This window comes from Bradyrhizobium sp. USDA 4354, from assembly GCF_054060315.1.
The window spans coordinates 4,801,868-4,819,377 of the sequence record NZ_JBSSDC010000001.1; the positions used below are offsets into that span (position 1 = coordinate 4,801,868).

At 65.4% G+C, this 17,510-nt stretch carries 15 protein-coding genes; 7 read left to right on the plus strand and 8 right to left on the minus strand.

Annotated elements, in window-relative coordinates; genetic code table 11:
* Positions 1-131 precede the first annotated feature (131 nt).
* On the plus strand, positions 132-1,016 hold the full coding sequence (locus ACVIIV_RS22115; RefSeq protein ID WP_456746038.1) for a DUF2380 domain-containing protein: 885 nt from the start codon (positions 132-134) through the stop codon (positions 1,014-1,016).
* On the opposite strand, the gene ACVIIV_RS22120 is transcribed toward ACVIIV_RS22115, so the two are convergent.
* From ACVIIV_RS22120 to ACVIIV_RS22130, 3 genes are read right to left on the minus strand one after another with little or no spacing between them, the layout of a single operon-like run.
* On the minus strand, positions 1,006-2,037 hold the full coding sequence (locus ACVIIV_RS22120; RefSeq protein ID WP_456746039.1) for an L-idonate 5-dehydrogenase: 1,032 nt from the start codon (positions 2,035-2,037) through the stop codon (positions 1,006-1,008). The genes ACVIIV_RS22115 and ACVIIV_RS22120 overlap by 11 nt on opposite strands.
* Before the next feature lie 23 nt (positions 2,038-2,060).
* Positions 2,061-2,828 (minus strand): glucose 1-dehydrogenase, encoded by a 768-nt coding sequence (locus ACVIIV_RS22125; RefSeq protein WP_456746040.1) that lies wholly within the window; start codon positions 2,826-2,828, stop codon positions 2,061-2,063.
* Positions 2,829-2,840: 12 nt separating this feature from the next.
* Complete coding sequence (locus tag ACVIIV_RS22130) at positions 2,841-4,040, minus strand: mandelate racemase/muconate lactonizing enzyme family protein (RefSeq protein WP_456746041.1); 1,200 nt, start codon at positions 4,038-4,040, stop codon at positions 2,841-2,843.
* A 190-nt stretch (positions 4,041-4,230) separates the two neighbouring features.
* On the opposite strand from ACVIIV_RS22130, the gene ACVIIV_RS22135 reads away from it, so the two are divergent.
* The gene (locus ACVIIV_RS22135; protein ID WP_456746042.1) at positions 4,231-4,998 is read left to right on the plus strand and encodes a GntR family transcriptional regulator; all 768 of its coding nucleotides are present in this window, start codon (positions 4,231-4,233) and stop codon (positions 4,996-4,998) included.
* Between the two features lie 148 nt (positions 4,999-5,146).
* Positions 5,147-6,511 (plus strand): MFS transporter, encoded by a 1,365-nt coding sequence (locus tag ACVIIV_RS22140; RefSeq protein ID WP_456746043.1) that lies wholly within the window; start codon positions 5,147-5,149, stop codon positions 6,509-6,511.
* 46 nt (positions 6,512-6,557) lie between these two features.
* Here ACVIIV_RS22140 and ACVIIV_RS22145 read toward each other — a convergent pair whose 3' ends face one another.
* The 5 genes from ACVIIV_RS22145 to ACVIIV_RS22165 all read right to left on the minus strand — a co-directional run bounded on the left by ACVIIV_RS22145 (position 6,558) and on the right by ACVIIV_RS22165 (position 12,608).
* The gene (locus ACVIIV_RS22145; protein ID WP_456746044.1) at positions 6,558-6,794 is read right to left on the minus strand and encodes a hypothetical protein; all 237 of its coding nucleotides are present in this window, start codon (positions 6,792-6,794) and stop codon (positions 6,558-6,560) included.
* A 111-nt stretch (positions 6,795-6,905) separates the two neighbouring features.
* Positions 6,906-8,156: an arsenic transporter gene (locus tag ACVIIV_RS22150; RefSeq protein WP_456746045.1), complete on the minus strand. Its 1,251-nt coding sequence runs from the start codon at positions 8,154-8,156 to the stop codon at positions 6,906-6,908.
* 25 nt (positions 8,157-8,181) lie between these two features.
* Positions 8,182-9,456, minus strand: coding sequence for an MFS transporter (locus ACVIIV_RS22155; protein WP_456746046.1), 1,275 nt, complete (start codon positions 9,454-9,456; stop codon positions 8,182-8,184).
* Between the two features lie 82 nt (positions 9,457-9,538).
* The gene (locus tag ACVIIV_RS22160; protein ID WP_456746047.1) at positions 9,539-9,979 is read right to left on the minus strand and encodes an EamA family transporter; all 441 of its coding nucleotides are present in this window, start codon (positions 9,977-9,979) and stop codon (positions 9,539-9,541) included.
* Between the two features lie 151 nt (positions 9,980-10,130).
* Positions 10,131-12,608: a PAS domain S-box protein gene (locus tag ACVIIV_RS22165; RefSeq protein ID WP_456746048.1), complete on the minus strand. Its 2,478-nt coding sequence runs from the start codon at positions 12,606-12,608 to the stop codon at positions 10,131-10,133.
* Between the two features lie 214 nt (positions 12,609-12,822).
* On the opposite strand from ACVIIV_RS22165, the gene ACVIIV_RS22170 reads away from it, so the two are divergent.
* The 4 genes from ACVIIV_RS22170 to ACVIIV_RS22185 all read left to right on the plus strand — a co-directional run bounded on the left by ACVIIV_RS22170 (position 12,823) and on the right by ACVIIV_RS22185 (position 17,465).
* A complete protein-coding gene (locus tag ACVIIV_RS22170; RefSeq protein ID WP_456746049.1) occupies positions 12,823-13,893 on the plus strand; it encodes a zinc-binding metallopeptidase family protein in 1,071 nt (356 codons plus the stop codon).
* Between the two features lie 174 nt (positions 13,894-14,067).
* Positions 14,068-16,083 carry an acetyl-CoA carboxylase biotin carboxylase subunit gene (locus ACVIIV_RS22175; protein WP_456746050.1) on the plus strand — a complete coding sequence of 672 codons (2,016 nt, stop codon included), beginning with the start codon at positions 14,068-14,070 and terminating at the stop codon, positions 16,081-16,083.
* 219 nt (positions 16,084-16,302) lie between these two features.
* Positions 16,303-17,169: an isocitrate lyase/PEP mutase family protein gene (locus ACVIIV_RS22180; RefSeq protein ID WP_456746051.1), complete on the plus strand. Its 867-nt coding sequence runs from the start codon at positions 16,303-16,305 to the stop codon at positions 17,167-17,169.
* A complete protein-coding gene (locus ACVIIV_RS22185; RefSeq protein ID WP_456746052.1) occupies positions 17,166-17,465 on the plus strand; it encodes an acylphosphatase in 300 nt (99 codons plus the stop codon). Before ACVIIV_RS22180 ends, ACVIIV_RS22185 begins: the two co-directional genes overlap by 4 nt.
* Positions 17,466-17,510 lie beyond the last annotated feature (45 nt).

Consider the following 17,510-nt stretch of genomic DNA (forward strand, 5'->3'; position numbering starts at 1 on the left):
AGCGGCGGGAAGCGTTCCCGCCTTACCGCAGTGCAACGTCGTGAAATTTTCCCGGCGTTCGTCGGGACAACCACAGCTGCGCGGCCTGAGGCGGCCCGTCCAGATTTGCGTTCCATCCACGAGGCCCGTTCATGCACCGCTGCCGGCTGGTTCTCTCTGCCTGTCTCCTCTCCGTCCTCTCTTGCTCGCCCGTCGCTGCGCAGGCCGCCATCGGCGTTGCCATGGACGATTTCAGCTATACCGACACCTCGGCCGAGCCGACCAACCAGACCGCCGCCCACGAGCGGCGGCTGGCAGCGTTCATGGCCGCGCTTCGACGGGACATCGGAGCGGACCAGCGTTATCGGCTGGTGTCGTCCGCCCAGGACGGAGCGGCGTTCAAGGTGATCGGCGGCATTCAGAAGACGAGCACGCTGGTGCAATGGGCCAAGGTCGCCGTGATCGACGTCGGCGCCAAAAGGCTTGTGATGGACAAGCTCTACAGCTTCCGCGGCGACAACGATGAATCCTGGGAGCGCGCCGAGGTCTTCGTGTCCCGCGAGGTCATGGCCGCGCTGGGCGTGCCGGCGCCGATTGCGCTTGCGGTGTTCGATTTCGAGCTCGAGGACACGACCGCCGCCGGAGCGGGTGCATCAGCGACGTCGGATGCGTCGTACCTCGCCGAGGTCACCGGCAGTGTGCGCGAGGCGCTCGGAAAATCAGGTCGCTACCGGATCGTCGATGTCAGCGGCGAGGCAGCGAAGGCGCGCGCCTTGCGCGACTGCGGCGGCTGCGAGGCGACGATTGCGCAAGGGCTCGGCGCGGATCAATCCATGATCGGCGTGGTGCGCCGGGTCAGCCGTACCGAATACACGCTCGGCTTCCAGCTGCGCGATGCCAGGACCGGCGCGGTGCTGGCGCGCGGCGACAGCGGCCTGCGCATGGGCGCAGACTATTCCTGGAAGCGCGGGGCGGTGCGGCTGGTCAGCGACCGGCTGATCGACAGCCAGCAGGCCACCGACGCTGCTAGAAAGTAAGCTGCACCTTCATCGACTGCGATCGGTCGCTGGCGAGCTCGAAGGCGGCGACCGCGCTCTCGAACGGCATGGTGGCCGTGATCAGCGGCTTGACGTCGATCAGGCCTTCGCCCATCAGCCGCACCGCCAGCTCGAACTCGGGATCGAAGCGGAAAGTGCCGCGCAGCTGCAATTCCTTGGCGACGATCGAATTGATCGGCAGCGTCATCTCGCCGCCGAGGCCGAGCTGCACGAGCGTGGCGCCGGGCCTGAGCACGTCGAGCGCGGTGCGGAGCGCGGCCTGGTTGCCCGAGGCTTCGAACAGCGTGTCGAACACGCCCTTGCCGGCGCGCCACGGATCGAGCGCGGCGGCGTTGGTTGCGACGTTGATGGCATGGCTGGCGCCGAGCTTTTTCGCGACCGCGAGCGGTGCGTCCGCGACATCGGTCACCACGATCTCGGCGGCGCCGCCGAAGCGCGCGACCAGGATCATCAGCGCGCCGATCGGGCCACAGCCGGTGATCAGCACGCGCTTGCCCAGCAGGGGACCGGCCTGCTTGCCGGCGTGCAGGCACACAGCGAGCGGCTCGGCGACCGCGGCCTCCGCCAGCGAGAGCTTGTCCGCGATCGGCACCGCCTGGGTCGCATCGACCGTGATGAATTCGCGAAAACCGCCCTGCACATGGGGAAAACGCATCGCGCTGCCGAGGAAGCGCATGTCGAGGCACTGGTTGCGCATGCCTTCCTGGCAATGCAGGCAGGCCCCGCACGGCTTGCTCGGATTGACCGCGACGCGCGTGCCCGGCTTGACGCTGGTGACGCCGTCACCGACATCAGCGACTACGCCGGCGATCTCATGGCCCAGCGCCATCGGCTGCTGGATGCGCACCACGCCGAAGCCGCCGTGATGGTAGTAGTGCAGGTCCGAGCCGCAGATGCCGCCATTGGCGATCTTGACGCGGACCTCGCCCGCGCCCGGCGCCGAGTCCGGATAGACGTCGATCCGCAGGTCCTTGGGGGCGTGAATGACGACGGCGCGCATGGCTTGCTCCCTAGATTTCGCGACTACATCGCCGCGATCATGCCGCCATCGACATAGATGATCTGGCCGTTGACATAAGTGGAGGCGTCCGAGGCGAGGAAGATCGCAGCGCCCACCAGCTCATCCGGCTTGCCCCAGCGCTTGGACGGAATGCGGCCCATCAGCCAATTGTTGAAATCGGTGTTGTTGACCAGCGCCTCGTTCATATCGGTCAGCATGTAGCCGGGGCCGATCGCATTGGTCTGGATGCCGTGCTGGGCCCATTCCACCGCCATCGAGCGGGTCAGGTTCTTGATGCCGCCCTTGGCCGCCGTGTAGGGCGCGATGGTGGGGCGCGCGAGCTCGCTGCCGAGCGAGCCGATATTGATGATCTTGCCGCGCTTGCGCGGGATCATGCGCTTGGCCGCCTCGCGGCCGATCACGAAGGCGCTGGTGAGGTTGGTCTCGATCACCTTGCGCCATTCGTCGGTGGTGAACTCGACCAGCGGCTTGCGGTGCTGGACGCCGGCATTGTTGACGACGATATCGACCGCCAGTCCTTCGCGATCGAAACGTTCGAAGGCCGCGACGATCGCGGGCTCGTCGGTGACGTTGAAGGCGGCGCCTTCGGCCTGATGCCCGGCGCTGCGAAACTCGGCGACGGCCTGCTCGACACGCTTGGGATCGACGCCGTTGATGATGATCTTCGCACCGGCCTTGGCCATGCCCTCGGCAATGGCGCGGCCGAGGCCGCGCGAGGAGCCGGTCACGAGCGCGGTGCGGCCGGAAAGGTCGAAGAGGGAAGTGCTCATATCGAGGAATCCTCAGACGTTGGAACGGCGCACGGTGAGATCGGTACGTTCGAAGACAGCGGGCAGGAGATCGACGCCAAGGCCGGCGCCTTCCATCGGGAACACATAGCCGTCCTTGATAACAGGCATCGTGGTGACGAGCTCATTGTACCAGCCCTTGTAGAAGGCGCGCACCGATTCCTGGATCAGCGTGTTGGGCTGGCTGAACGACATGTGGATGGCGGCGATGAAGCCGATCGGACCGATGCAGTCGTGCGGCGCGAACGGCCGGTGATAGGTCTCGGCCATCGCCGCGATCTTGCGGCCCTCGGTGAGGCCGCCGGTCCAGCACAGATCCGCCATCACCACATGCATGGCGTCGCGATCGAGCATGTCCTTGTAGGGGAAGCGCGAGCCCAGCGTCTCGCTGGCGCAGACCCAGACGTCGGTCGAGCGCGCATATTCGGCGAGCGCCTGCGGTGAGTTCATCCGGATCGGGTCCTCGTACCAGGTCGGCTTGTAGGGCTCGAGCGCGCGCGCGATCTGCTTGGCGGTCGGCAGATTCCACAGCGAGTGGAGCTCGACCATGATCTCCATCTTATCGCCGACGGCTTTCCGGATCTTCTCGAACGGCTCGATCGCCTGCTTCATCTGCGCCGCGGTGATGTACAGGCCCTTGTTCTCCTGTGCCGCCGGATCGAACGGCCAGATCTTCATGGCGGAGATGCCACTCTCCAAAAGGCTCTCGGCGAGCGCATCGGCGTGGTTCATGAAGCCGTCGAGATCCTCGTAAGGCCCTTTGGACGCGCCGAGATTCCAGTTCGCGACCGGGCTGATATTGGTCGAGCGGACATATTGCGTGCCGGCGCAGGTGTTGTAGATGCGCTGCTTGTCGCGGCAAAGACCGCCGAGCATCTGATGCACCGGCTGGCCGCAGACCTTGCCGAACAAATCCCACAGCGCGATGTCGATGGCGGAGGCCGCGCGATACTCGACACCGGTGGACGACTGCGCCATCGGCAGATTCAGCATGTCGCGATGGATCGCCTCGATGTGCAGGGGATTGCGGCCGAGCAGGCGGCCGGCAAAGGTGTCGTGGATCTGAGCCTCGACCGCACCGGCGCCGTAGAATGTTTCGCCAAGCCCGATTACACCCGTGTCGGTGTGGATGCGCACCCAGATGACGTTCGAGAATTCCTCGGTACGCAGGGTCTCGATCGACGTGATCTTCACGGCAACAATCCTCCCGTCGGGCTCATAGCGCCCGCATTGTTTGTCATTTCTGCGCCGCAATTGCCGGCCGGACAGGCGGCAGTCATACGCCCGCTTGTAATATATCACAACATGTTTTAAGGACATCACCAACAAGGCGCCACCTGCCAAGGCGCACCTGCACCAGAACGCGGGTTGACGGGAGGACGACATGGCACGGCGCAAGCGCGCGCTCGAGGTGGTGAGAAACAACGACGACGGCGGAGGCAGGCCCTCCCGGAGCAACCGTCTCAACTTCTTTGAATTGGCCTATCAGAGGATCGAAGAGCTGCTGGTGCATTGCGAGCTCAAGCCTGGCCAGTTCATGACCATGCTGGAACTGCAGCAAATCACCGGTTTCGGCCGCACGCCGGTGCATCACGCCGTCAATCGTCTCTCCGCCGACACGCTCATCATCATCCGGCCCCGTCACGGCCTGCACATCGCCCCGATCGATCTTGCGCGCGAGCGCATGCTGCTGGACCTGCGCCGCGACATGGAGCGCTTCGTGATCCGTCTCGCGGCCGATCGCGCCAGCCTGTCGCATCGCAACCAGGCGCTGCACATCGAGCGTCTGCTGCGCGAGCGCCGCGCCAGCCTGACCCTCGACGAATTCAACAGCCTCGACCGTCGCATCGATGCGCTGGTGCTGGAGGCGGCGGGCGAGCCGTTCCTGGTGCACACGCTGCGGCCGCTGCACACGCTGTATCGCCGCATCGGCTACATCCACCACCGCTTCATGCCGGGGCAGGCGGATCTATCAGGCACGATCGATCATCATCTCGCCATTCTCAATGCCGTCGCCAACCGCCGCGTCGAGGACGCCGTGAAGGCCAGCGATGCATTGATCGACTACATGGGCGAGATGTTCACCGGCATGGAGGCCGGGATCGATCCGCGCCTGCTCGATTGCAGCATCGAGCCGCTGCTCGGCGCGTAGAGCATGATCCGGACCCGAAGGGCCGCGTTAGCGCAAAGTGTGAAGCTGGTTTTCCGAAGAGATCATGCTCAAAACAATAAGCTAAAGCGCGATGACGAGTCATCCTGATCTCATCGCGGTTTAGAGAGTTCTGAAGAAAGGAAGAAGAATGACAGTGATGGCCATGCCACAACCGACCGCGAGCGAAGCCGCGGTCCGCTACCTCATCACGAACTACAGCCCCAAGGGCAACAAGGTCGGCTGGCTGATGATGGCCTCGATCCTGGTCGAGGCGTGGGACCTCTATTCGATCGCCTTCGTGCTGATCTTCATCAAGGAGCAGTACAATCCCGATCCGCTGATGCTCGGCCTGGCCGCGGCCGGCACGCAAGGCGGCGCCCTGATCGGCGCACTGCTCGGCGGCTGGCTGTCCGACAAGATCGGCCGCCGCGTGATGTTCCTGGTGACGATGGTGCTGTTCATCGTGCTGGCGCTGGCGCAGGCCTTCGTGCCCAGCGTCGGATGGCTCGTCGTGATCCGCTTCCTGCTCGGCATCCCGCTCGGCTCGGATATCTCGACTGGTTACACCTACATCATGGAATCCATGGCCAAGGGCGAGCGCGAGGTCATGGGCAACCGCTGGCAGTTCATGTTCGCCGTCGGCGAAGTCCTCACCATCGGCGTCATCGTGATCTTCCTCCTGACCGACATGAACCACGAGATGCTGTGGCGCGTGACGCTCGGTCTCGGCGCGGTGCCGGCGCTGATCATCCTGATCATGCGCCACGACGTGCCGGAGACGGCGGTCTGGCTGGTGCAGAAGGGCCGCTATCGCGAAGCCAAGCAGGTCGCGCGCGAGATGTTCAACGACAATCTCGACATGCTGCCGGATCGGGACGTCGAGGTGCCGAAGGTCTCGACCCGCGCGTTCCTCGCCGACCTCAAGAAGGATCCGATCCGCTGGCGCGCCACACTGTACGGCTGGATCGCCTGCTTCGCGCAAGGCAGCGAGTTCTCGACCTTCGCGTTCTACCTGCCGGTGCTGTTCGTGATGGTCGGCGTGTCCAGTGTGCTCGGCAACAACCTCGTGACGATGGGACTGTTCTGCTTCGCCGCTCTGTCGGGCTGGGTCGGTCCGCTGCTGACGCCGAAGATCGGCCATCGCGGCATCGCGATCGCCGGCTTCGGCATCGTGCTGGCTTCGCTCCTGGTGGCGGCCTTCGCGCTCTACACCGACAACAAGATGCTGCTGCCGTTCGCGGCCGCCGCGATGCTGTGGGGCCATTACTGGGACGCCTCGAACTGCATGACGATCCCGACCATGGTGGCCAAGCCGAAATATCGCGGCACGGCCAGCGGCTTCGCCTACATGTTCGTGAAGCTGCCGTCGTTCCTGGCGATCTTCCTGTTCCCCTCGCTGTTCGCGGCGATCGGGCAGGCCAACGCCACACTGTTCGTCGCGATCTTCCCGCTGATCGGATTGCTCGCTGCGATCTTCATTCTGCCGGAAGTCTACGGCTACGAGAACGACTGACAAATTGCCCGGTCGCGGCCTTGGGGCCGCGATCGGGCATCTCCCGCTACGGGCTCAGGAAGACGGGATCGATCCCGGTGCCATGGCCGAGCAGACCGATGCCCTGAAGCTGGGCCGTGTGCAGGTCGATCTGTACGATGGCAAACAGGGTGAGCAGGGCCGCAGCGGAGTAGACGAGCAGGGGATGTGACGTCTCGGCCCGGCTCTCGTTCGGCGCAATGAAGCCCTGAATTGCGCGACGCAGAGAGAAGCTCCGCGGCAGCGCCTTTGATTGAATCTGCATGATGACCCTTCCTTGCCGCGGCCTATCTGAAGCACGCGACAAGTGAACTCTAGCCGCGGTCGCACCGCCGGCATTGATGCACCGCAAACAACTGCAGTGAATTCGCGGCCGCTACCTGATTGCCGTCGCCAGCGCCGCGATCAGAGCGGGCGGCGTCACCAGCACACCGAGCTTGAGGAACGGCCAGGCGCTGATCTTGATCTTCTCCCGCCGGAGCGCAACCAGCCAGAGGATGGTGGCGAGCGATCCCGTCACCGACATGTTCGGTCCGAGATCGACGCCGATCAGGATCGCGCTGACGACCGGCGCCGGCAGATGATCGCTGGCCGCGACCGAGCCCGCGACGAGGCCGACCGGAAGATTGTTGGCGATATTGGTGCCGATCGCGGTGGCGATGCCGACGCTCCAGGCGGCCTGGGACACTGATTGCGCGACCGCCTGGTGCAGCAGCGCGCTGAGCTGCCCGATCACGCCGGTCTTGATCAGCGTCTCCACCATGACGAAGAGCCCGCCGACCAGCGGCAGCACGCTCCACGACACGCCCCGTAGCACCGGCAGAGGCGACTGGCGGCTGAGCAGCAGCACGATCGCGGCTGTCGCCCCACCGCAGATGAAGGTCGGCAAGCCCAGTTGCTTGTCCAGCGCTGAGGCCGTGACCAGCACGACGCCGATGGCGATGATGCCGACCGCCGTCAGCTTGCCGCCGCGGCCGAGCTTTGGATGCGGCACGCTGCGGGCGATGGTCTCTTCCTTGAGCGCACGGTGCTGGGTCAGGCGCAGCACGACATAGGTGAGCAGGATCGAGGCCGCCGAGGGCAGGGCGAACAGGCGCAGCCATTCCGTGAGGTGCGGCATGCGCGCGCCGAACACGACGAGATTGGCGGGATTGGAGATCGGCAGCACGAAGCTTGCGGCGTTGGCGATGAAGGCGCAGACGAAGAGATAGGGCAGCGGCTTTGCGCCGGCCGCGCGCGTCGCGGCGTAGACCGCGGGCGTCAACACGATCGCGGTGGCGTCGTTCGAGAGCAGCACCGTCACGAATGTCCCGACCAGATAGATCAACAAGAACAGCCGCTGCGGCGAGCCGCCTGCATATTCGACCGCGAGCGCGGCGAGATAGTCGAACAGGCCCTCGAGCCGGGCGAGCTCGGCGATCAGCATCATGCCGATCAGGAAGAGATAAACGTCGAGGCCCTTCTCGATGCCGACAAGCGCGTCCTGCCATGGCAGCAAGCCGAGCAGCACGAGGGTGCCGGCGCCGATGACCGCCCAGATCGCCTCGGGCAGGCGGAACGGGCGGATGATGACGCCTGCGGTCGCAGCGACGATGATGCTCCAGGCCCAGATGGCGTCAGACGGCACGTTCAGTCCTCAATGTGGAACGGGTTCATTCGGCAGCGATATCCGATGTCGGCAGCGCTGTCTTCCCCTGCGGCCGCAAGGCGCCATGCCGCGTCTCGGGCAGGGCGAGGAAGCAGATGGCGGCGCCGATCGCCGCGACCAGACCGAGCGTGATGAAGGCCGCACTGTAGCCCGCGCCGACCACGACGAAGCCGGCGAGCGCTGTCGACAGCGCAGCTCCGATGCCCTGGGCGGTGATGACCGCGCCCTGCGCGACGTTGAAGCGCCCGGTGTTGCGCATGAGGTCGGCGACGATGACGGGGAAGATCGCGCCGAAGATGCCGGCGCCGACGCCGTCGAGAAGCTGCACGCCGACCAGCCAGAACGGATTGTCGGAGAGTGTGTAGAGTGCACCCCGAACAGGCAGGATCAGGAGGGCCGCGAGGAAGAAGCGCTTGTGTCCCCACCGGTCGGCCCTCGCGCCGACCAGCATCGCGAACGGTACCATCACCAATTGCGCCGCGACGATGCAGGCCGACATCAGGCTGGTGCCCATGTTCTTGTCCTGGAGCGCGAGCTTCTGCCCGACCAGCGGCAGCATGGCTGCGTTGGAGAGATGGAAGAGCAGGACGCAGATCGCGAACACGAGCAGGGGGCGGCAAGTCAGCAGTACGGCGAAGCCCGAAGGTGTTTCGCGCCGCGTCTCTGCGTCGGCGTCGTGCAACCCGCGGGCGAGATAGTGGTCGATGGCGGGAGCCGGAATCGCAAGGATGCTGACGAGGCTCGCGACTGCCATCGCGGCGAGAAGATAGAACACCACAGTCGGGCCGAACCAATAGGCGGAGATGCCCGCGAGCCCGGCCGCGATTGCATTGCCGGCGTGATTGAACGTCTCGTTGCGGCCGATTCGCCGGGTAAAGGCGGCATGGCCGAAGATGCCGAGCGAGACGGCGGCGATCGCCGGCGGGAAGATCCCGGCCGCGGCCTGCGCGATGCCTTGCGAGATCGCAACCGGCAGAAAACCTGGAAAGAATGGCAACGACAGCGAGGCGAGAGTGACCATGACGGCGGCGACAGCGATCACCATCCGTTTCGCCCGCGTGGCATCGACCAGCGCACCGGCCGGCGTCTGCGCCACGATGCCGGCGATCGTCGCGATCGACATCACGAGCCCGATCCGCGCCTCGTCCCAGTGCTGCTCGGTGAGAAGATAGACCGCGAGATAGGGCCCGAGCCCGTCGCGGACGTCGGCGAGGAAGAAATTGGCCGCGTCGAGCGCGCGGCCGGCTCGCCTCGTCTGGTCGGGGTCTTGGCTCGACATCGGACTCTCGATCGAGGCTTCAGATGGTCCCGGCTGCAACCTTCATGATGTCCGCCCGGTTCCGCCGATCACGCCCGGCTCGTCAAAACTTGACCGCCAGCAACACCGCGCCAGCGCCGATCATGATGATGCCGAGCCAGCCCTGGGCCGTCGGGCGCTCGTCGAGAAAGGCGAAGGCGAACAGCGCGACCAGTACCACGCTGAGCTTGTCGATCGGCGCCACCAGTGTTGCCGGGCCAAGCTTCAGCGCACGGAAATAGCAGAGCCATGAGGCGCCGGTCGCAAGTCCCGACAAAACCAGAAATAGCCAGGTTTTTGAGGAGACCGCCGAGGGCACGACGAATTGTCCGGTGAAGAACAGCAGCGCCGAAAAGGCGAGCAGCACCACGATGGTGCGGATGAAGGTGGCGAGATCTGGATTGATGTTCTCGACGCCGACCTTGGCGAAGATCGCGGTCAGCGCCGCAAAGCAGGCCGAGAGCAGCGCCCAGGTCTGCCAGGCGGAAAGGACGGCGGGTTTCATATCATCGGAATCCGTTGTTTCGGGACGGCGCACCAGCGCCGTCATTGCGAGCGCAGCGAAGCAATCCAGACTGTTCCCGGGGAAAGACTCTGGATTGCTTCGCTGCGCTCGCAATGACGGAGTTTGTGGTTGCTTCTCGCGAATTTCACACTCACCTTGCCACCGACAGCTTCTCCGTGATCGCCTTGCGCAATATGCGTGACAGCGATTCCACCGAATACGGCTTCTGGATCAGCTCGAAGCCGCGATGGGCGCTTTCGGCGAGCACGTTGCTGTAGCCGCTGGTGAGCACGACGGGCAGGCCCGGATAGCGCTCGCGGATGATGCCGGCAAGCTCGACGCCGTTCATTCCGGGCATGATGACGTCGGAGAAGACGAGGTCGACGGCAAACTCATTCTCGCCGAGGATCGTCAGTGCCGCGTTAGCGTTGGCGACGCGGCGGACGACGTAGCCAAGGTCCTCCAGAAGCTCGGTCGAGAACTGGCCGACATCGTCATTGTCCTCCACCACGAGCACGCGGTAGCCACGCCCGGTGGTCGCAGCCTCGCTGGTCAGCACCGCCGCGTCCTTCCCGGTGGCGGGGCTTTGAGCCTGCGGCAGGTAGATGGTGAAGGTCGCGCCTTCGCCCTGCCTGCTCGTCACCGCGATGTCGCCCTCTGACTGCTTGGCAAAGCCGAACGCCTGGCTGAGGCCGAGGCCCGTGCCCTTGCCGACCTCCTTGGTGGTGAAGAACGGCTCGAAAATGGAATCGAGATGTTCCGGCGCGATGCCGTTGCCGGTATCGGCGACCGAGATCGCGACATAGTCGCCGCCACGTGCCGATTGTGCACGCAGGCTCGGAATCCCCTGGACCTTGCGCACCGCAATGGTGAGGCGGCCTTCGTCGTCCATGGCGTCGCGCGCGTTGATGGCGAGGTTGATCAGCGCGGTCTCGAACTGCGCGATGTCGGCGACCGTGAAGCAGTCGGCATCGTCGATCTCGACGACGATCTCGATGCGGCCGCCGACCAGCGGCCGGACCAGTTGCGCAACGCCTTCGACCTGGCTGCTGACATTGAATATCTGCGGCTTCAGCGGCTGCCGGCGTGCGAAAGCCAGGAGCTGGGCGGTCAGCTTCGAGGCGCGCTCGACCGTGTCGGAGATGGCGTCGACATAGCGGCGGCGCCGCTCTTCCGGCAGCTCGCGACGGCGCAGGAAGTCGGTCGCCGAACGGATGATGGTGAGCAAGTTGTTGAAGTCGTGCGCGACGCCACCGGTGAGCTGACCGATCGCCTCCATCTTCTGCGACTGCCGCAGCGCTTCCTCGCCGAGGCGGCGCTCGGTAATATCGACGGCCTCGGGCACGGCGCCGGTGATGTTGCCGTGGCGGTCGAGCACCGGGCGCATGCCGAAGTCGAAATCGCGCTCGCCGATGGGAAGGCGCAGCCGCATCTCTAGCCGTACCGCTTCGCCCTTGAGCACGTTGTGGAACGCTTCGCGCACCAGCGCGCTCATGCCTTCCGTCGCGCTGAACCAGGGCGTGTCCCAAAACGGCTTTCCGATCACATCCGAAGAGCTCGCCTTGATGCCGGCGAGCGCAGTCTTGTTGGCGTAGACCAGTTCGCCCCTGAGATTGACCAGGCCCTGATACTGATTGCTGGTCTCCAGGATCGCGCGCAGCCGCGCCTCGTTGGCTTCGAGCTCCGCGGTACGCTGGGCGATGCGCTGTTCCAGCGTCTCGTTGAGCTGCCTGAGCTCGATCTCGGCCTGTTTGGCCACGGTAATGTCGTGGGCAACGCCGATGAAGCCGATATGCTTGCCGGTCGGGTCCCAGCGCGGCTGCGATTCCGAGCGCAGCCAGCGCCATTCGCCGCTGGCGTTCCTGTAGCGCGCTTCCAGCACGAAGGGTTTCAGCGAGGCTTCGCCTTGCACCGATTGCTGGAGCACGTGCGGCAGGTCGTCGGGATGCAGCACCTTGCGCCAGTCGAAATCGATGGCCTGGTCGTAGGGCAGGCCGACGAAATCGACATAAGCCTGGTTGGCGAAGGACCGCTTGCGGTCGAGCTTGGTCACCCAGATCGGCACCGGCGCACTGTCGGCGATCAGCCGGAAGCGCTCCTCGCTTTCGCGCAGCGTCTCGCGCGCCAGCGCCTGGTCGGTGATGTCGATATGGGCGCCGACGAGGCGGATGGCCCGGCCGTCCTTGTCGCGCTCGATCTTGGCGACGACGCGGATCCAGCGGGTCTCGCCGTCGCTCGGACGGATGATGCGGTATTCGGCGGTGTAATCCTCGCTGGTTCCGGAAAGCGCCTCGAAGAAGTGTTTCACCGCCGCGTCGCGATCGTCGGGATGGATACGGTTGACCCAATCCTCGTGCGACTCCTCGGCGGCTTCCGGCGGAAGGCCGTGGATCATCAGATATTCGGGCGAGCGGCGGTTCTTGAATCCTTCGCGGAAGTCGACCTCGACGCCGCCGACCCGGCCGATGCGCTGGATGCGCGCGAGCTCGGCCTCGCGCTCCTGCAGCGCGCGATAGGCGTTATCGCGCTCGCGCGCGACGTCTTCGAGGTGCTGGCGCAGCCTTTCGGCGGCGATGGTCTCGGGCAAGGGATCGTTCAAGGCATCGGCCGTTGTCATGCAGGTGCGCACGTGCCGGACCAATATTCACACAGACGGGGCGCGATGGCCATTGTTTAGAGGGCAAAGTATCGGGAAATAGGGCGCGTGCCTGAACGCCGAGAGCGACGTGGTGGCAACGTCTGCTCTGGTTATTTGTTCCGGACACTGGAACGATCGGCTGATCGAAGCGTCTTCGCGAGGCGCCGACTCTCTCGAGGCTTTCCCTTTCCCAAGAGGCTAAATCTTGAAGCTCTTTGTCTGCCAGGCCTGCGGCAATGTCCTCTATTTCGAGAACCGCGCCTGCGAACGCTGCGGCCATCGGGTCGCCTTCCTGCCGGAGAAGGAGACGATGTCGGCGATCGAGCCCGACGGAGAAGCCTGGAGGACACTGGCCGACAAGCGCCAAAACCGTGTGCTGTGCCGAAATGCCGGGTACGACGCCTGCAACTGGCTGACAGATGCAGGCGATACCACCGGCTATTGCCGCGCCTGCCGCCACAACGGGACGGTGCCGAACCTCTCCGATCCGGCGCAGCTCGCCGGATGGCGTGAGCTGGAGGTGGCCAAACACCGTCTATTCTACTCCCTGATCCGCTGGAAGCTGCCGCTGCAGACCCGGCAGGACAATCCCGAGCATGGCCTGATCTTCAATTTCCTCGCCGACGATCCGCACAGCGGCGAGAAGGTCATGACGGGCCACGACAACGGCCTGATCACAATCGCGCTGACCGAGGCCGACGACATCGAGCGCGAGCGGCGCCGGCTGGAGATGGGCGAGCCCTACCGAACGCTGCTCGGGCATTTCCGCCACGAGGTCGGCCACTATTTCTGGGACGTGCTGGTGCGCAACGGCGGCAAGCTCGACCAGTGCCGCGCCGTGTTCGGCGACGATTCGGCCGATTACGGTCAGGCCTTGCAGCGCCACTATGCCGAAGGCCCGCCGCCCGACTGGCAGCAGAGCTACGTCTCGGCCTACGCCACGATGCATCCCTGGGAAGATTTCGCCGAGACCTGGGCGCACTACCTCCACATCGTCGATACCTTGGAGATGGCCGCCGAGTTCGGCATGGAGGTGCGCCCCAAGATCGACCGCGGCGGGGAGTTGACGGCTCGCATCCGCTTCAACCCTTACGAGGCAAGGGATGTGGAGGCGCTGGTCAACGCATGGCTGCCCTTCACCTTCGCCATGAACAGCGTCAACCGCGCCATGGGCCTGCGCGACCTCTATCCCTTCATCCTGTCGCCCGCGGTGGTCGCCAAGCTCGGCTTCATTCACGGCCTGGTCCGGGACGTGGCCAAGGCGGGGAAGGCGTAGGCCGTCCCAAGGGCTCCTCACGTCTATTTCGGTCTTGCGCTGGTACGCCAGAAGGCCCGGATTTAGACCGTTGCCTCCGGCCCATTTTGCTGTACCACGGGAGCCACACGGCCCGTCCCATAGGCCCCAGCGGCCGGGGAAGGGTCCCGCCCAAGGTCGAGACTCAAGAAAAGCATGTTCAAACGCATTCTGATCGCCAATCGCGGCGAAATCGCCTGCCGGGTCATCAAGACTGCCCGCAAGATGGGAATTCAAACGGTTGCGGTCTATTCCGAGGCCGACCGCGATGCCCTCCACGTCGAGCTGGCCGATGAGGCCGTGCTGATCGGCCCGCCGGCCGCGGCCGAGAGCTATCTGGTAATCGAGAAGATCGTCGAGGCCTGCCGCAAGACGGGTGCCGAGGCCGTGCATCCCGGCTACGGCTTCCTGTCGGAGCGTGAGGCGTTTCCGCGCGCGCTGGAGGCCGCCGGCCTCGTCTTCATCGGCCCGAACCCTGGCGCGATCGCGGCGATGGGCGACAAGATCGAATCCAAGAAGGCCGCCGCCAGGGCCAAGGTCTCGACCGTGCCCGGCTATCTCGGCGTCATCGAGGACGACAAGCACGCGGTCCGCATCGCCGACGAGATCGGCTACCCCGTGATGATCAAGGCCTCCGCCGGCGGCGGCGGCAAGGGCATGCGCATCGCGCATTCGAGGACCGAGGTCGCCGAAGGCTTCAATCTCGCCAAAGCCGAGGCCAAGGCCTCGTTCGGAGACGACCGCGTCTTCGTCGAGAAGTTCATCGTCGATCCCCGCCACATCGAGATCCAGGTGCTGGGCGACAAGCACGGCAGCGTGATCTATCTCGGCGAGCGCGAATGCTCGATCCAGCGCCGCAACCAGAAGGTCATCGAGGAGGCGCCGTCGCCGCTGCTCGACGAGGAGACCCGCCGCAAGATGGGCGAGCAGGCCGTCGCACTGGCCAAGGCCGTGAATTACGACTCCGCCGGCACGGTCGAATTCGTCGCCGGCCAGGACAAGAGCTTCTATTTCCTGGAAATGAACACGCGTCTGCAGGTCGAGCATCCCGTCACCGAGCTCGTCACCGGCGTCGACCTCGTCGAGCAGATGATCCGCGTTGCCGCCGGAGAGAAACTCGCCATTGCGCAGAAGGACGTCACGCTGACGGGCTGGGCGGTGGAATCGCGCCTCTACGCCGAAGATCCCTTCCGCAACTTCCTGCCCTCGATCGGTCGGCTCGTGAAGTATCGCCCGCCGGCGGAAGCCAGCAAGGATGGCATCACCATCCGCAACGACACCGGCGTGCAGGAGGGCGGCGAGATCTCGATCCATTACGATCCGATGATCGCCAAGCTCGTCACGCATGCGCCGTCGCGCGCAGCCGCGATCGAAGCGCAGGCCACTGCGCTGGATTCGTTCTATGTCGACGGTATCAGGCACAACATCCCGTTCCTGTCCGCGCTGATGCATCATCCGCGCTGGCGCGAAGGCCGACTCTCGACCGGCTTCATCGCCGAGGAATTCCCGAAGGGCTTTGCGGTGCGCGTGCCCGAAGGCGAGGTCGCGCGGCGGATCGCCGCGGTCGGCGCCGCCATCGATCACGTGCTCGGCGAGCGCAAACGGCAGATCTCGGGTCAGATGGGTGGCCGCGTCGTGCAGCGCGAGCGGCGTCGCGCGGTCTGGCTCGATCACCAGGAGATCCTGCTCGAGGTCGGACGCGAGGGCGAGGCGGTCGCGATCCGTTTCATCGATGCCGACGGCAAGGCCAGCAATGCGCATCTGTTGCAGTCGCCGTGGAAGCCGGGCGATCCGGTCTGGCAGGGGACCATCGACGGTCAGTTCGTCGCCGTGCAGGCGCGGCCGATCGCCAACGGCATCCGCCTCGCGCATCAGGGCGTTGAGGTGCCGGTCTATGTCTGGACTGAGACAGAAGCGACCTCTGCCCGGCTGATGCCGGTGACGACGGCCTCCGACACCGGCAAGAAGCTGCTCTGCCCGATGCCCGGCCTCGTGGTCTCGATCGCGGTGAGCGAGGGGCAGGAGGTCAAGGCCGGCGAGACGCTCGCGGTGGTCGAGGCCATGAAGATGCAGAACGTGCTGCGCGCCGAGCAGGACGGCACCGTGAAGAAAGTCCACGCGAGCGCCGGCGCGACGCTCGCGGTGGACGCGCTGATCCTGGAGTTTGCGTAAAGCGCCCACTCTCGTGTCCCGGACGCGATGCAACGCATTAGCGTTGCTTCGCAGAGCCGGGACCCAGATCGTTAGCGTGTCACTCAGCAGCATGGGCCCCGGCTCTGCAGCGCATCGCCAAGGGCGCTGCGCTGCGTCCGGGGCACGAGAGTGCCATATTTCCGTCGCTCGCAATGACGCAGTATGCTGCGGCCTTCGTGACCTAACCGAGACAGCACCATGGCCTTTCGTTCCCGCCGCGAGAAACTGCGATCGATCTTGTCGGGCGGGACTTGCGTCCATCCCGGCTCGGTCTACGACGCCATCTCGATCCGCATTGCCGAGGATCTCGGCTTTCCGCTTGGCATGTTCGGTGGGTCGGTCGCTTCGCTCGCCGTGCTCGGCGACCCCGATGTCACGCTGATCACGCTCAGCGAACTGGCCGAGCAGATGCGGCGGATGTCGCGCGCGTCCGCGCTCCCCGTCCTGGTCGACGCCGACCACGGCTATGGCAATGCGCTGAACGTGCGCCGCACGGTGCAGGAGCTGGAGGCAGCGGGTGCCGCCGGCCTCACCATCGAGGACACGCTGCTGCCGGCAGCGTTCGGGGAAACGAGGACGCAGCTGATCTCGGTCGAGGAAGGGATCGGCAAGATGAAGGCCGCGCTCGACGGCCGCAGCGAGCCCTCGCTGGTCATCATGGGCCGCGCGGGCGCTGCCGCGATCACCTCGATCGACGATGCGATCCACCGCGCCCAGGCCTATGAAGCGACGGGGGTCGATGCGCTGTTTTTCACCGGCATCAAGTCGCGCGCCGAGCTCGAGGCCATCGCATCGGCCACGCGCCTGCCGATCGTGCTCGGCGGCGCGCCGGAGGAATTGAACGGGCTCGATTATCTTGCGAGCCAGCGCGTCCGCATTGCGCTTCAGGGCCATGCGCCGATCGCCGCCGCGACGCAGGCCGTTTATGAGACGCAGAAGGCGTTGCGCGAGGGCATGGCGCCGAAACGCCTCAAGGGCTTGGCATCGTCGGAGCTGATGGCCCGTGTCATGCGCGAGAGCGAGGTCAAGGCGCGTAGCGCCGATGTCTTGGGACCGAGAAAGTGAGCAGGGCGATTCTCCAGGTCATGATCCGCGGGCGCGTGCAGGGCGTCGGCTATCGGGCCTGGGTCGAGTATCAGGCGAGAACGAGCGGCCTCGAAGGCTGGGTCCGCAACCGCCGCGACGGCAGCGTGGAGGCGTTGTTCGCTGGCGCGCCAAAGCACGTCGCCGACATGGTCGCGCTGTGCCGCCACGGGCCGCCGTCCTCGCGCGTCGACAGCGTCACCAGCGAGACGGCAAGTGTGGATGAGCTGAATTTGCGCCGGGCAGGGGAGACATTCTCGGTGCTGCCGACGGTGTGAGAGCCCTGTACGGAACCGGTGGGCGCCGCGGTGTCCACCTCTCCC